The following is a 14,079-nucleotide window of genomic DNA, read 5'->3' as shown; positions in this document are numbered from 1 at the left end:
CGTCAAGCCAAAGCGCGAAGCACAGCCTGAGGTTCTTTGGCAACTACATGTAGCAGCGCCAGAGCCGGTCCTTGGGGCTTGCGATCTCCCCGTTCCCAGTGGCGAAGCGTGCCGAGGCTGATGCAAAACTTGGCGGCAAACTCCTGTTGCGTCAAACCGAGGCTATGACGCAGTTCGGCAACGTCAATCTCTTCCGGGCGATGAACCCGGACCGCGACGGCTTTACCCTCTTCGAGGGCGAGGGCTTCCTGCAATCCTTGCGCGATGCTCTTGAATGCGTTAGCCATGGTGTTTCTCCAATGCTGTTTTCACGAGAAGCCTGACCAGCCCGTAGGGCGGATTAGGCGCGCACCGCATCTGGGTGCCGGTTACTCCTGATTACGGGCGCGCCGTAATCCGCCACATCTCGGTCTCGTAGAACTGGCGCTCGTCCGATATCTCAGAAGGGACTACTCTTGCCTCTGCTTCCACGACGCCACCGTAGCTTCCGGATGCCGCCGGTGCCTTCCATTGGATCGCCGGCTCGCGGATGTGCCGCGAGGTCGTCGATAACGCGACTTGCGTTCTGACTCGTCCAACAGATCGCTGGAGCGGCGTATATACTCCGGTAGCTCGGTGATCGTCGTTAGCATGCGATCAATAGTAATCCAATGGATTACTTTCTTGTGCACCCGGCACGGGCGCACTCCTGGAGGTGCAAGTCCTCCCGTAAGCTGGCCACAGCGAACGAAGTGAAGCGCAACTGCGCAAAGGTGACTGACCGTGGGGAGGAAGCGTGGAGCGTAAACCGTGAGCCGATGAACAAGAATCGGATATGAGGCGCCGCCGAGCAGGGCGAGCGGGCAAGAAGCCGCGAAGCTCTCGTGGCCAAGGCGAAGTGGCGTATATCCGGCGGTTGTGCGGTGAAGGCGTGTGTTCTTACCCGGGGAGGTCTCGCCTTGTGCCTGAAAGGGCGACGTGGAGACACGGAGCGAGAAGTCAGCAGAGGCCATAGTAGCCGCCGGCAAGGGGCGAAGGGCCAAACGAGAAGGAGCGTCAAACGTCTTGTCGACGAGAACGGTAATGCATCAGATGCCCGCCTGCGCGGGGCGGGTCGTGCCCGGTCAGGGTGAAGCCCTGCCCCAAACGGCCAGCGATGAAACCGGCCTTGCGCGACAAGAGTCGGAGGACGCAGGGCGAGACCTGCTGAGGCAGGTGCTCGCGAGAGAAAACATGCAGCGTGCCTGGAAACGCGTGAAGGCAAACAAGGGTGCCGCAGGCGTTGATGGTCTGGATATAGCCCAGACCGGGACGTGCCTGAAACAGGCATGGCCAAGCATCCGACAGCAACTGCTGGACGGCACGTACAGGCCCCGGCCTGTGCGGCGTGTGGGCATCCCGAAGCCAGACGGAAGTGAACGTGAGTTGGGTATTCCCACTGTGACCGACCGTCTGATACAGCAGGCACTGTTGCAGGTGCTGCAACCGTTGATCGATCCGACCTCCAGCGAGCACAGCTACGGGTTTCGCCCCGGTCGCCGGGCGCGGGACGCGGTGCTGGCCGCGCAGCGCTATGTCCAGCAAGGTTGCCACATCGTGGTCGATGTTGACCTGTCGAAGTTCTTCGACCGGGTCAATCACGACATCCTGATCGACCGACTCAGTAAGCGCGTGAAGGACGCCGGGGTGATCCGGCTGATTCGTGCCTAACTGAACGCGGGGATCATGGAAGGCGGCGTGGTGATCGAGCGGGTGGAGGGCACGCCGCAAGGCGGTCCGCTCTCACCGCTGCTGGCCAAGGTGTTGCTCGATGAGGTGGATCGTGAGCTTGAGCGTCGAGGGCACTGCTTTGCCCGTTACGCTGATGACTGCAATGTATACGTGCGCAGTCAGAAGGCGGGCGAGCGGGTGATGCGCCTGCTGCGGCGTTGCTACGATAAACTGCGCCTGAAGATCAATGAATCCAAAAGTGCGGTGACCCGCGTGTTCAGCCGCAAACTCCTTGGCTATGCCCTGTGGCAGGGTCGGGATGGCGAGGTGCGGCGCGCGGTATCGGAAAAGGCGCTGAAGGCGTTCAAGCAAAGGGGCAGGCAACTGACCCGACGAAACGGCGGACGTAGCATGGCCGAGGTGGTCGAGAAGCTGCGACGCTATCTGTTGGGTTGGAAAGGCTACTTCGGCTTGGCACAGACGCCGCGCATCTGGCGCAGTCTGGATGGCTGGATACGTCGCCGCCTGAGGGCCCTCCAGTTCAAGCAGTGGCGCCGTGGCAAGACGATCTACCGGGAGCTGATCGGCCTGGGGCTGCCCCGTGGGTGGCGCAATCGGTAGCGGCGCTGAGCCGCCGTTGGTGGCATAACAGCCTCTCGGCGGGGCACCATGTGCTGACGATTGCCTACTTTGACCGGCTGGGGGTGCCGCGTCTCTCATGACCTCAACTTCTCGAACCGCCCGGTGCGGACCCGCATGCCGGGTGGTGTGGCAGGGGAACGGTCAGCAGTGCTGACCGCCCCTATGCCGATAAACGTCCTGCTTAAGCCGGTGGAGAAGTTCCATAGGTGTTATTCGGGACGACAGCCATCATCTCCAGCAGGGCCCTTGCGCAAGCTGCCTGCCCACAGCGAAGCGGGTGTAAAGCCTCTCGATTGCCCGTGAAACCTGCAGAAGCCCCTACGAGTCAGGACCACTCTCACAGACCTGGACGCAGGCACGGAACCCGCTGCCATCAACAAGGCTATGGGAAGCCCTGCGAGTCTACTGTCCCAAACTAATAAGAACGTAAATCACCCGAAACAATGTTGTACAGGGATGAATTTTCTTGAAAATCATAAAGTTACCTATCAACCCCGGGTTTCACTGTAATCCTAACCTTACAGAATCCTGTCTGTTTTTATTTCGCCTCCGAAAAAAAGCCTTTACTTTCAATCGATTAAAAAAACGGCACGGTCCTTGTATTAAACAAGGCACCAAACGGCTTTGGCACACGCATCGGCTGGCCGAAATCCGGTGGTGGAAACTACCGGAAATCCGGGAGGCGTAGAGGCTCTCAGGATCTGGCAAAGCTGTATGCATTCCGTCATTCGTTTGCGTTGCGGAACAGATGCGGTCGGGCACCGGATGTGCCCACCCAGCAGTTTCATGCAGTTGTTCCCGCCCGGTGCTGATTGCAAGACAGGAGACCCTTAACCGAGCCAAGGCCGCTCGATCAGCATACGGGCCGCAACCGATGGCGAAACTTTGAGTGATCGATGCTCCCGTGCGTGATGGAGCTGGATCACGGAAGGTGGGACATGAAAACGTCCTTATCTCATTTCTGAAGACACCGTTTGGCAAGGTGATGTCCTTCTTGACTGACTGCATCTTTGCGGCGGCCTGATGACGACGGTCGCCGTACAAGCGGTAGACTCTCTGGGAATATTCGAGCTGGATGGCAACGCGGTGGAGGACTCTGCCGCTGGTTTTCCCGTGGATTGGGAGACCGTGTACCTGGAATATGATATTGGGGGCACCTGTCCGCCAACGGGAGCCTCGGTATATACTGGGATCGTCAATGACGAGAATCCTGATACTGGGGTTGCTGATCAAAATATACTTTTTCAAGGTGGGTCAAAGGATATTCAGGATGTAACCGAGTGGAAGTATAAAGTAGGCTCTACACCGGACAAGGACCAGATTATAAATGCCTACGCTATCCAGTATCTTAACCCCACCGATGAAAGTCCCTGAGTCATTGTCAATTCTGGTGTACGGGATCAGGCGGCGTTCCTGTCTAACTGACCCTGTACTTGCTCGCCGTCCTTGAACTTCACGTTGTTGACCACGAGGGTCAGCAGATTAAATCCCTTGATCCGCTTCCAGTTCTTCTGTGCCGATTCCAGCAGCTTGTAGACCATCGCCAGCGTGGTCTCTCGTGAACCGCAGTTCCGGGCTCTCTTGGTCCGCAGCCGGACGGTCGAAAACGACTCGGCGTCCCCGTCGCCTCGATCGGGTTGGTCGTCCGGATATGGACCCAGTGTTCCGCCGGGAAGTCATAGAATGCCAGCAGTTCTTCCCGGTCTTTGCGCAGACGTTCCATGGCGCCGGGATACTTCGACTCAAAGCGCACCAGCGCCCGGTCAAACGCCTTGTACGCCTCGTCCCGCGTCCCTGCTATCCAGATCTCATGCAACGCCGCCTTCACCTTCGGCTGCACCGACTTGGGCAGCGCTGACAGGATGTTCGCTGTCTTGTGCACCCAGCAGCGCTGATGGCGGGTATCCGGATAGCACTTGGCCAGCGCCTCCTGGTAATCGCCGGTGGATACGCCCTTCAGATACAGCCAGGGCAGCAGCTCCCCGGCACTCCGGGCCCGCTTCAGGTACGGCGGCAACAAGGTGCTGTTGAAGCGAATCCCGGAACCGCTCCGATCCCGCACCTTCGGCACCTTGATCTCGACATCGCCGATGCCGGTCTGGACGGTACGCTCAGGCAAATAGCCATTGCGCACCACGGCCTGACGACCATCCGGGAGCCGGTGCTCGGCATGCTGGTCCAGGAGTATACCTGAAGCTCTGCCTCGACGGCTTGTGCGATCAGCTCGCGCGCCCCCTGCACGCAACAGCTCGGTCAGCGGATAGGGAACCTGTTCTTCTGGTTGTGAAAGAGCCTTCAGGGTAAAATCGGCCATGGCGTATCACCTTCTGTTGATTGAGATCTTGGTCGTGATCAATCAACAGGATACGCCACCCTTCCTATCTCCCCGTACACCAGAAATCACCATAACTCCAGATCCGGATGAGAACTGCGAACTCAGTTTCCAGAGGTAGTTACGAGGGTATTCCAAAGGCTGGACCTGATCTCGGGTATCCTGCCGCGACCGGCTTGCCTGATAGTGTCACAGTTGGATAACAGCCAGCTGAAAAATATTCCCATACGAATCAATATCTTAACATCATGCCATCGTTTCACTGTGTCAGTCGCTTAACAGTTTCCGGCTGACGCTGGAGCTAGCCTTTCCTAAAACTCTTTCCATATCAGATAGATAAGTGTATGGCACGGCAATTGCTTTTAACTGCTTGATCGCACTCCGTTTAGTGTTCGCCTGATTATGTGGAGGGTGCCGACCTTCTCTTTTGCATAAATGGGTGCGCTTGGTTAATCCCTGCTCACTTGGGACTGGGGGAAACGATGTATATCGATCTTGTCACTGGCTCCGCCAGAAAACGCCGGTCTTCAGCGCGAGACGGATATATAAGGGATATCTGGGATCTGCTCGGTTACGCGGCGGTGATTGCACTGGCTTTTTATCTTTGGCCTGCACAGGAAGCGTCACCCGAAATCGAGCGCGAAATCGAGCGGGGCCAGGTCGTGGAGTCTCAGCTGGAGTCGCGAGTGCAGAGTACCCGCTCGGACCTGAGAGCACGCATGGCCGCCAAGATTGCACTTAGGGAAGGTAACGAAAACAGATCGCCATCGGACCCTGCCAAACCTGGCACCCGCTCCGAGTATGGCAGTTCAGAGGCAGAGAATGCGATCGAGCGGCTGGAGCAATTTCGGCAAAGGCCGGACTGGAGCATCCTGCCGTCTGATATTGCCAATATTCAGCGCGATTTTAGCGCTCTTTTCGAGCAGGGCCATGGTGCCATACCGGCTATCCGTCATTTTCTGAGAACTGCCTCTGATATCGATTTCACTTCCAATGGGCTGGACGAGGAGCTTGGTTATGCCACGTTGCGTTTGGCTCTTTTCGATATTCTGAGCCGAATCGACGACTCCGCTGCGGAGGCTATCTGGTTCGAAGAGCTGCGGGCCATCCACAGCCCTGTCGAAATCGAGACGCTTGGCCGTTATCTGGAGGATCACGCGCCCGGGCTGTACCAACGGGATATCGTCTTGTCGGCTCGGGAAGCGCTTTCGCAGGCAGCTACGCAAGGGGCCAAGGGGCGCGATATTGCACCTTTATTTAAAATCCTACAGGAGTATGGGGATGCCAGCCTGGTACCGGAGCTCGAACAGCTGCCGGAGATGTGGTGGGGGCAGTATGCGGCTGTCACTCTAGCTAGCCTGCCCGGCGGCACAGGCCTTTCCAGTCTGAGGTATCGTCTGGCCCAAGACTCTCCCCGGACAAATCTGGGCGCCCGATTCGCGCTGCAGATGCTGGCACAGTCCGCTGATCAGCCCGAGGCCCAGGCTGCATTGCTGGATACTGTGCGTCAGAACCAGGTTCCCGATGCGCTCTGGCGCGAGATCGCCTGGATGATCGCCGGAACCTATCAGGTTCAACTTAACAATCCAAATGCGGATATGCCGAATAGATACCAAAGCTCAACCCCAACCGCCATTCATTCAGTTAACAAATTTATCTCTTTCGGGCCCGGTGGTGACCAGGTCTTGTTCGGCGTGCGCTACGCAAGGCCGCAGTTGAGTGATGAACAGATGGTGCCGCGTTTGGAGTTAATTGATACGTTGCTGTCGGAAACGGAAAGCCCGGCAGCTCGACAGGCCCTAGAACAGGCCTTCGATACGGTCTGGTCTTCTTATAACGAGGGGGAGCAATGGTAGGAAATTTTAGTAATACATCTGTTGATGCCACAGCTAATTGTAGCGAGGCTAACCGTTATTGCCCAAATGAACTTAGGGAGGGCACTCAAAATGAACCAACATAGAAGCGCGAGTATATTGACGCGATATCTGTTCGGAGTCCTGATTGGCCTCTGCACGGTATCGATGGCCGTCTGGGCGGCGCACCCTTTGGCTACGTTGCCAGGCAGTATGTTCGAGATTGAAGACTCTACTAATCCAGCAGATCCTGGCGCGAATATAGTCACAGATGATGCCGGGAATATTGACTGGGCCGAGATGGATGGTGATCCCACCCCTGGCCGTATCGTCGTCGATGACATGGATATCACCATCGGCAACAAGACCGACGACAGCGCCTTCGGTCAGGGGACTTCTGAAGATACCGAACCGCCTTCTGTTGTCGCAGGGGGCGTTCCCCCGAACAAGAGCGATCTGAAAAAATTCGGGGTTTATGTTGAAGAGGATGGCGACACCTTTGTCAATGTCTTCTGGACCCGAGTGCAAGATCCGAGCGGTACCACGAACATGGACTTCGAGTTCAACCAGTCCAGTTCACCTTCAGCCAACAATGTGACGCCGATACGCACTGCGGGCGATCTACTGCTTCAGTACGACTTGGCAAACGGGGGGACCAATCCTGAACTGTTCTTGTCCGAGTGGATAACTCAGGCCAGTGCCGGCGGCGCTTCGGCAGCGAGTGTTTGTGAAGCGACCAACAAGTTTCCGTGCTGGGGGATCAAGCAAAACTTGTCAGATGCGAACTTGGCTGCAGGTTCTATCAATAACGACCCGATCTCGAATGCCGATGCAGGTGGTCTTGATGAAGGAATGGGATTTGATGAACGTACCTTTGGTGAAGCACAGTTCAACCTGACCGGAATTGTCGGCGCTGAAGAATGTATTACCTTCGGTAGTGTCTATCTGAAAAGCCGCTCGTCCGACTCCTTTACCGCGGCGTTGAAGGACTTTATACCACCTGTAGCGACCAGTATTACAAACTGTGCAGCCGTCAAAGTCGTCAAGAAAGACGATAATGGTAGTTTGTTGAACGGTGCAACCTTTACGTTGTATCAGGATAACGAACCGGTCGGAACCTTTGGTGAAGAAGACTCCGTGGTTCTGGACGGGGGCGGTGATCCTGTGGCCTGTACTACGGGTATACCCTTGGATGGCGAGTGCCAAATCAATGATATTCTCGCCGGCCTCTATTGCCTGGACGAAACAGGGGTACCAGCCAACCATATTCCGGCTGATCCCCAATGTTTCGAGGTCGATCCATCGGTGCCGGTGCTGACCTTAATGTTCACGGACAGGCAACTGGGCTCCATTTTGGTGAAAAAAGCAGATGAGGATGGGGCTGCACTTGACGGCGCTGAGTTCAAGGTTATCGCCGCCAATCCTGCTGATGACGATGTTCCAACGTTGCCGGTAACGCTGACGGAAGCTCCGACAGGTTTCCACTGTGTCGATGGTCTGCCAATCAGAGACGCATTAGGTACTGTAATCAGCTACACGGTGAGTGAAACTATGATACCCCCAGGTTACTTCGGTGCATCGGACGCAGAGACTTCTGCGGAATTCGATACCTGTGCTAACCGCACTGTCGAACCGATTGACGACGCCGATGTCGATCTGATTTTCGTGAACGAGCGCAAGCCCGGGGCGATCAAAATCACCAAAACGACCAAGGATATCAATTCCGAATTGAACCCGGTACCGCACCCGGGTGTGACCTTTAACATCTCTAATGCGGAGGGTGTTGTCGGCTCTGTAGTGACCGATGCCAATGGCGAAGCCTGTTTGGATGAACTGGAGTTCGGCGAAATCTTTAGCGTTGACGAAGTGACGCCAGTGGGCTACGAAGGTGAGTCTGCGAAGAACGTCGAGATTGATAACGATGCGGTTTGTGGAAGTGGGAATGAGGAGACAGTAAGCTTCCACAATACTCCGCTCGGAAAATTCACCATCAGCTATGAATCCTTGCCGATGGATGGCCATGGTGCAACCAAAGCGACTGTGACCTGTACTGGCGAGGGTGTCGGTACTGTTATCGCTGAAGTCGATCTGTTCGATGGTGACAGCCAGGCTTCCAGCGAGCTCAACTTCGAGACGCAGGCGACCTATACCTGCACCATTGTAGTTGACCCGTAAGCGCATTCTTACCGGTCGTCTGTAATGAAAAGGGCGGGATCATGATCCCGCCCTTTCCTATCTGTATATCAGTTACTTCTCAGTTGGCCGAGACGAGGAGGCCCTCACTGGTTGTCATATTTCCCGCCGCATCATAGACTCTGATCGCAAGTTCATAGAGCCCCCCGCTTGGGGACATCCCACCAGCAGTAATGAAAGGGTGATGTAAAGCCGAAGCTGGGAACCGGATCGGTGGCAGTGCACTGAATCCGGCCATCCACAAGGTACTCGACCTTTGTCACAGCGGCGTTGTCCCAGACATGGCCCTTTATCTGATAGTAGGAGCCTTTGGCTATGCTGCCGCCTTCCGGTTCCATTACCCGTCCTGTTGGCGCAATGATATCCTCGGTCATTGGCAAAGCGCGCCCAACCAGCGACGAGACGATATCGATATCGGACTGGCCGACATAACCATCGCCATCCACGTCATACCGACGCCATTCCCGGGAGTTGGTCCAGAGATAGCCGGGATCGCTGGGGTTCGGGCTGATCTGACTCTGGGGGATGCCGTTGCCTTCACCGATATACCAGCCGATCTCTTCGACATCGAGATTGTTTACAACTCCGTCGTCGTTGAAGTCAACCGGAGAGCTGTCGATTTCGTCGTCGGCAGCACTGTTGTCGACCCTTGCTTTGAGGTAGTTGCTGCCCCACAGGATGTAGGGCTGGTAAACGCCATCAACATAGCCGACCGAATACAGCAGCGTAGCCATGGAGTGTTCCAGGCTGTCATTCCAGCCATCGCTGTCGGCATCGGCATTCATGCAGCGATTGTAGAAATTGATTGCCCAGTCGTTATCGCTACGACCGTCAAGTACGATATTGGTCGCAGTGGTACTGCCAACGTTTGTTACCTTAACTGTATAGAGCGCGTCGCCGGAGTTGTATCTCGGAAACATGCATAGCTGCGCCATGCCGGCATTTGAGGCGGCAATGATCTCTTTTCCTTTCTGGCTCGGGTCTGCGCTATACATGTCCTGATCGGGCACCACGCTTGAAAGTGCGAGTTCAGATCCGTCCCATGACAGATTAACGGTGACGGCAGCCGCATGATTCACACAGCCGGGATATTGCGGTGTAAAAGTAAAGCTTTCACCTGGCTTTAATCCGCCGATCGCTTTCCAGGCCAGTTCGTCGTCCTCGCCCAGGCAGTTGTCCTCCCGGGGGCCGTAGCGGAAGTAGTAGTCTTCGACCGTCAGTGCGAGCGGCGAATAGGTCGATGTTGCCGTACTGTCTTTACCGGAACCCCCGCCCTTGGTGGTGGGTTTGCCCGCGAGTGCCGGGTTGCCGAGCATCAGTGTGGCGGCCGCTATGGCCAAGGCCGTGCCGAGCGGGCGCTGACGGTCGCGCTTGACATTGACGAAACGGCTTTTCAGGTTCGCATCGTTGCAGCCTGAAGTGGTGTTGAAGCAGTGACGGGAAGCATCGGGTCTGGTAGCCCTTGGCTGCGCGAGCAGAAGCCTGGATAGGCGCATTGGGTCTCTCCTGAAATTAAAATTCAGCAAAGATCCTCTAGCGGCCTGTCCGTGATGAGGGTAACTCTCCTTCGGCGGTCCGGCGATCCTCGGATACGCCCGTGAGCGTGCTCGAGGACCCGTAACTTTGCGCCACCCAGTTGCTCGGGCTTTGCCTTTGTCGGGAGAGGATCTTGTCTGTTAACAATCTGTGTAGCGGACCGTAATCCGCGTATTGCATCCAGATGCTTTAGCGACGGCTGTCACCAATTTCCCTGTTCGGCTCCGTATTCGGAGGTCCGCTGGTCACTGTTTCATAATTGGACCAGTTTCTGTTCAACACAAACGCTATGTCCTGTTGACTGTAAACGAACTATAACATGTCAATCTGGATGTCATTTATACAGAAGTGGAATATGGCAAGAGGCTTCTGTTACTTATGTGAACAGAGCGCTAACAAGTTGTTGCCAAAAGGAGACGGCTATAGTTTATTACAAATATATCGTTAACTTTACGATACAGTTCTTGAACAGAAGCCAGTCCGTTTTCTGTTGATGATCTGGACGCGGGAGCCGGATTATCGACTGTGCAAGGAATATGGACAGTATCCTGGCAATGTCAAGCCGATACATTCAGATAACTGTATCAAATTAGTGACAGTTTACCCCCCTAGTGTTTCCTTTATGTAAATCATCTATTTAGTGTCACTTCAGAATCAGCCTGTATCAATAGGTTAACAGTTTCTTCCCGGCTTCCTTTTTTTCAAATAAATTCCTTATGGGTCAGTCGCTTATGGAGTTGGTCCAGGCGTTGCTTGCATGCCTGTCAACCTCAGGCGTTCTGTCGAGATCCAGCATTCAGTCCCCGACAGGGACCTCCGACAGTTTGTATTGCTGGAGACATCGAGCAGGTCCTGAGACAAACGGTTGAGGTGACTACGGGCTGGACAACGAGGGGAATCGCGATGACAGGCAGGAGAGTGCACTACAGGAGCCAGGTACCCAGGCCTTTTTTTGATGGCACATACATAGATTTTTCAGGTGAATTCGGGAGGGGAATACGATGCATTTGCACAACAATCGGCAAGCACTGAGAGCGTACCTGTGCGGTGCTTTCCTGAGCCTTGGGTTATTCGCGCTGCCTGCGTGGGCGACCCACCCTCTGGTCAGCCTTGATGGTAGCGATTTCGAGATCGAGGATCCGGGCATGCCCGGTGACGAAGAGCCCGGCGCGAATATCAGACTGGATGACCTGGACATGATCGACTGGGCTGATGCCAGCGGAGCGCTTACCAGTGGTGTGGACTGGAAGCCTGACGAGAATATCATTATCGGGAATAAAAATGACGATACCGCTTTTGGATAGGGTACCGATGAAGACGACCCGATACCGACCGTCGTTGCGGGGGCGTTCCGCCCAACAAAAGCGATCTGAAGAAGTTCGGTATCTTTACCGAAGAAGGCCTTACGGACACCTTTATCCATATGTTCTGGACACGGGTACAGGACCCTTCGGGCACCACGAATATGGATTTCGAATTCAACCAGTCGGATGTGCTTTCGGCTAACGGCGTAACACCGGTACGCACGGCGAAGGACATGCTGATCCAGTACGACCTGGCAAACGGGGAACCCGACCGGAACTGTTCATCTCTTTTTGGGAAACCGAGGAAAGCTCCGGTGGTGTTCCAGCCAGTCAGGTGTGCGAGGTGCTGAAAAGTTACCCCTGTTGGGGGGCTCGCACCAATCTTTCCAGCGAAGGCCTTGCCACCGGATCCATCAACAAGGTTGCAATTCCACACGGAGAGGCAGATGGCCTCGATGAGGGAATGGGGCTAAGTGCCCGTACCTTCGGGGAGGCTTCGATTAACCTGACCAAGGTGGTGGGGGCCGGGGAATGCGTCACTTTTGGCAGCGCCTATTTGAAAAGCCGTTCATCCGATTCCTTCAATGCCGCCCTCAAGGACTTTATCCCGCCATTGGCTATGACTGTCAGTAATTGTGCCGGGGTAAAGATCAGGAAAAAGGATGATGCGGGTGAGCTGCTGCCGGGAGCCGAGTTTACGCTTTACAAGGACAATGCGCCTAAAGGCGAGTTTGACGCTGGAGACACTGCCGTTCTGGACAGTGATAATGCGCCATTGACCTGTACGACGGCTGCAAACGGTGAATGCTCCTTTACCTTGATATTCGAGGGTGATTACTGTGCGGTTGAAACGGACCATCCGGATCACTATCTTCCGGCCGATCCCGAGTGCTTCACGGTCGGCCCCGCGATTCCCATACTGACGGTGGACTTTATCGACCGTCGGCTTGGGTCTGTCCTGGTGAAAAAGTCGATCAGGACGGAGCGGCGCTGTCCGGTGCAGTATTCAAGATCATAGATGCCGATCCCGATGATGCCGACGTGCCCACGCAGCCTGTTACGATGATCGAGGGGACCAGTGGATATCACTGTGCGGATGACTTGCCGCTGAAAGATGCGTCGCTGGCCGAGATCAGCTATACGGTCAGTGAAACCACGGTTCCTGATGGCTATATCGGCGCTTCCGACGCATTGACATCTGCGGTATTCGAAACCTGTGCTGAACGCAGTACCGGCTCACCCGACCTGACGTTCGAGAACACCTCTGCCAATTTCAAGCTGATCAAACTGGACGATACCGGCGCGGCGCACAGCGGGATAGCCTTCACGCTGTTCCGGGACGACGGGGATCTTCAGTACGATCCGCTTGTCGATACCACGGTTTTCGATGCCAGCTGCGTCACGGACGCCAACGGCGAATGTACCTTCGAAACCGTGCATGCAGGCAATTACTGTCTGGTGGAAACCACGGTGCTGGACAACTACATCGCCGCGGGCCCGCAGTGCTTCAGTTTCGTGCCGGGCGCGGATCCGGACCTGACCTATACCTTCAGGAACTGGCGTCTGGGCTCCATCCTGGTCAAGAAGACCGATGAAAACGGTGCGGTGCTGGCCGGCGCTACCATGGAAATCACGGCCACCAGTGTCGCGGATGCGAATATTCCGCCGCTGAACATTGCGTTGACCGAAGGCCCGGATGGTTACCACTGCGTCGACGGCTTGCCGCTGAAGGATGCCTCTTTGGGCGATATCAGCTATACGGTCAGTGAAACCGGTGTGCCGGACGGTTACAACGGCGCCGCCGATCAGACCACGAAGCCGCTGTTCCAGTCCTGCGACGAACGCAGCACCGGTGCTCCGGACTTGACGTTTGAAAACGAACGCAAGCCCGGGGCGATTAAAATCACCAAAACCACCAAGGATGTTTCCAGTGATCCCGCCACCGTGGCACATCCTGACGTGGCCTTCAGTATCTACGACAGTTCGGATGTGTTAATCGATTCCATTGTGACGGATAGCGACGGTATCGCCTGTCTCGGTGACCTGGATGTCGGTGAAACCTACAAGGTTGTCGAGACCGCGCCGGAGGGCTACGCGGGAGAAACTGCGAAAACCGTGCTGGTGGACGACGATGCCGTTTGTGGTGAAGGCAATGAGGATGCGGTAAGTTTCCATAATACCCCGCTGGGCAAGTTCACCATCAGCTATGACTCCTTGCCAACGGACGGTCATGGCGCTACCAAAGCAACGGTGACCTGTACGGATGCCGGTATTGGGCCTGTTGACTTGTTCGACGGCGACGTCAGCACGTTCAACAGTCTGAACTTTGAAAGCCAGGCTACTTATAATTGCACGATCGTAATCGATCCTTAGGTCTATTGCATCTGATTATGCAAAGAGCGGGTATTGCCCGCTCTTTTTTTATTCTATTTGCTAGGAGATGGTTTTCTCAAAGGATGATTTTTAGTTATTAACCCGGCGGGTTAATACATGAGGCAGGGATGCTTCATCATTGGCCGCAGGCCAATGC

10 protein-coding genes, 2 pseudogenes and 1 riboswitch are annotated in these 14,079 nt (G+C 55.5%); of the genes and pseudogenes, 9 read left to right on the top strand and 3 right to left on the bottom strand.

The window, feature by feature from the left end; genetic code table 11:
- Positions 1-2: 2 nt before the first annotated feature.
- Positions 3-122: a helix-turn-helix domain-containing protein gene (locus tag ACFQDL_RS03235; protein ID WP_379912835.1), complete on the bottom strand. Its 120-nt coding sequence runs from the start codon at positions 120-122 to the stop codon at positions 3-5.
- Between ACFQDL_RS03235 and ACFQDL_RS03230 the strand changes: the two genes are divergently transcribed.
- From ACFQDL_RS03230 to ACFQDL_RS03215, 4 genes and pseudogenes are all read left to right on the top strand, one after another.
- Positions 72-323, top strand: coding sequence for a hypothetical protein (locus ACFQDL_RS03230; protein ID WP_379913472.1), 252 nt, complete (start codon positions 72-74; stop codon positions 321-323). The genes ACFQDL_RS03235 and ACFQDL_RS03230 overlap by 51 nt on opposite strands.
- A gap of 739 nt (positions 324-1,062) precedes the next feature.
- Positions 1,063-1,932 (top strand): annotated as a pseudogene (gene ltrA / locus ACFQDL_RS03225) (group II intron reverse transcriptase/maturase); the annotation flags it as partial.
- Positions 1,933-2,100: 168 nt separating this feature from the next.
- Positions 2,101-2,310 (top strand): group II intron maturase-specific domain-containing protein, encoded by a 210-nt coding sequence (locus ACFQDL_RS03220; protein WP_379912833.1) that lies wholly within the window; start codon positions 2,101-2,103, stop codon positions 2,308-2,310.
- A gap of 1,044 nt (positions 2,311-3,354) precedes the next feature.
- A complete protein-coding gene (locus ACFQDL_RS03215) occupies positions 3,355-3,705 on the top strand; it encodes a hypothetical protein (RefSeq protein ID WP_379907797.1) in 351 nt (116 codons plus the stop codon).
- Between the two features lie 26 nt (positions 3,706-3,731).
- Here the strand turns inward: ACFQDL_RS03215 and ACFQDL_RS03210 are convergent.
- Positions 3,732-4,645 (bottom strand): annotated as a pseudogene (locus tag ACFQDL_RS03210) (transposase).
- A 500-nt stretch (positions 4,646-5,145) separates the two neighbouring features.
- Between ACFQDL_RS03210 and ACFQDL_RS03205 the strand changes: the two are divergent.
- Positions 5,146-6,519 (top strand): hypothetical protein, encoded by a 1,374-nt coding sequence (locus ACFQDL_RS03205; protein ID WP_379907796.1) that lies wholly within the window; start codon positions 5,146-5,148, stop codon positions 6,517-6,519.
- A 210-nt stretch (positions 6,520-6,729) separates the two neighbouring features.
- Entirely contained in the window at positions 6,730-8,691 is a 1,962-nt protein-coding gene (locus ACFQDL_RS03200) for an MSCRAMM family protein (RefSeq protein ID WP_379907795.1), read from the top strand.
- A gap of 152 nt (positions 8,692-8,843) precedes the next feature.
- Here ACFQDL_RS03200 and ACFQDL_RS03195 read toward each other — a convergent pair whose 3' ends face one another.
- Positions 8,844-10,205: a dockerin type I domain-containing protein gene (locus ACFQDL_RS03195; RefSeq protein ID WP_379907794.1), complete on the bottom strand. Its 1,362-nt coding sequence runs from the start codon at positions 10,203-10,205 to the stop codon at positions 8,844-8,846.
- 70 nt (positions 10,206-10,275) lie between these two features.
- Positions 10,276-10,371, bottom strand: a riboswitch (cyclic di-GMP riboswitch).
- A gap of 875 nt (positions 10,372-11,246) precedes the next feature.
- Between ACFQDL_RS03195 and ACFQDL_RS03190 the strand changes: the two genes are divergently transcribed.
- The 3 genes from ACFQDL_RS03190 (at position 11,247) to ACFQDL_RS03180 (ending at position 13,922) form a co-directional block, all read left to right on the top strand.
- Positions 11,247-11,549 (top strand): hypothetical protein, encoded by a 303-nt coding sequence (locus ACFQDL_RS03190; RefSeq protein WP_379907793.1) that lies wholly within the window; start codon positions 11,247-11,249, stop codon positions 11,547-11,549.
- A 343-nt stretch (positions 11,550-11,892) separates the two neighbouring features.
- Entirely contained in the window at positions 11,893-12,567 is a 675-nt protein-coding gene (locus ACFQDL_RS03185; protein WP_379907792.1) for a prealbumin-like fold domain-containing protein, read from the top strand.
- 44 nt (positions 12,568-12,611) lie between these two features.
- Positions 12,612-13,922, top strand: coding sequence for an MSCRAMM family protein (locus tag ACFQDL_RS03180; protein ID WP_379907791.1), 1,311 nt, complete (start codon positions 12,612-12,614; stop codon positions 13,920-13,922).
- Positions 13,923-14,079: the final 157 nt, after the last annotated feature.

Source organism: Marinobacterium aestuariivivens, from assembly GCF_042661465.1.
In the GTDB taxonomy this organism is placed as follows: Bacteria; Pseudomonadota; Gammaproteobacteria; order Pseudomonadales; family Balneatricaceae; genus Marinobacterium_A; species Marinobacterium_A aestuariivivens.
The sequence above is the reverse complement of the archived record's forward strand: the minus strand, read 5'-3'. Positions and strand labels throughout refer to the sequence as shown.

Bases quoted from the DNA above. Each gene is read 5' to 3' on its own strand.
- ACFQDL_RS03190 (WP_379907793.1), top strand. From the start codon at position 11,247: ATGCATTTGCACAACAATCGGCAAGCACTGAGAGCGTACCTGTGCGGT.
- ACFQDL_RS03180 (WP_379907791.1), top strand. From the start codon at position 12,612: ATGATCGAGGGGACCAGTGGATATCACTGTGCGGATGACTTGCCGCTG.
- ACFQDL_RS03220 (WP_379912833.1), top strand. From the start codon at position 2,101: ATGGCCGAGGTGGTCGAGAAGCTGCGACGCTATCTGTTGGGTTGGAAA.
- ACFQDL_RS03200 (WP_379907795.1), top strand. From the start codon at position 6,730: ATGTTCGAGATTGAAGACTCTACTAATCCAGCAGATCCTGGCGCGAAT.
- ACFQDL_RS03205 (WP_379907796.1), top strand. From the start codon at position 5,146: ATGTATATCGATCTTGTCACTGGCTCCGCCAGAAAACGCCGGTCTTCA.
- ACFQDL_RS03215 (WP_379907797.1), top strand. From the start codon at position 3,355: ATGACGACGGTCGCCGTACAAGCGGTAGACTCTCTGGGAATATTCGAG.
- ACFQDL_RS03195 (WP_379907794.1), bottom strand. From the start codon at position 10,205: ATGCGCCTATCCAGGCTTCTGCTCGCGCAGCCAAGGGCTACCAGACCC.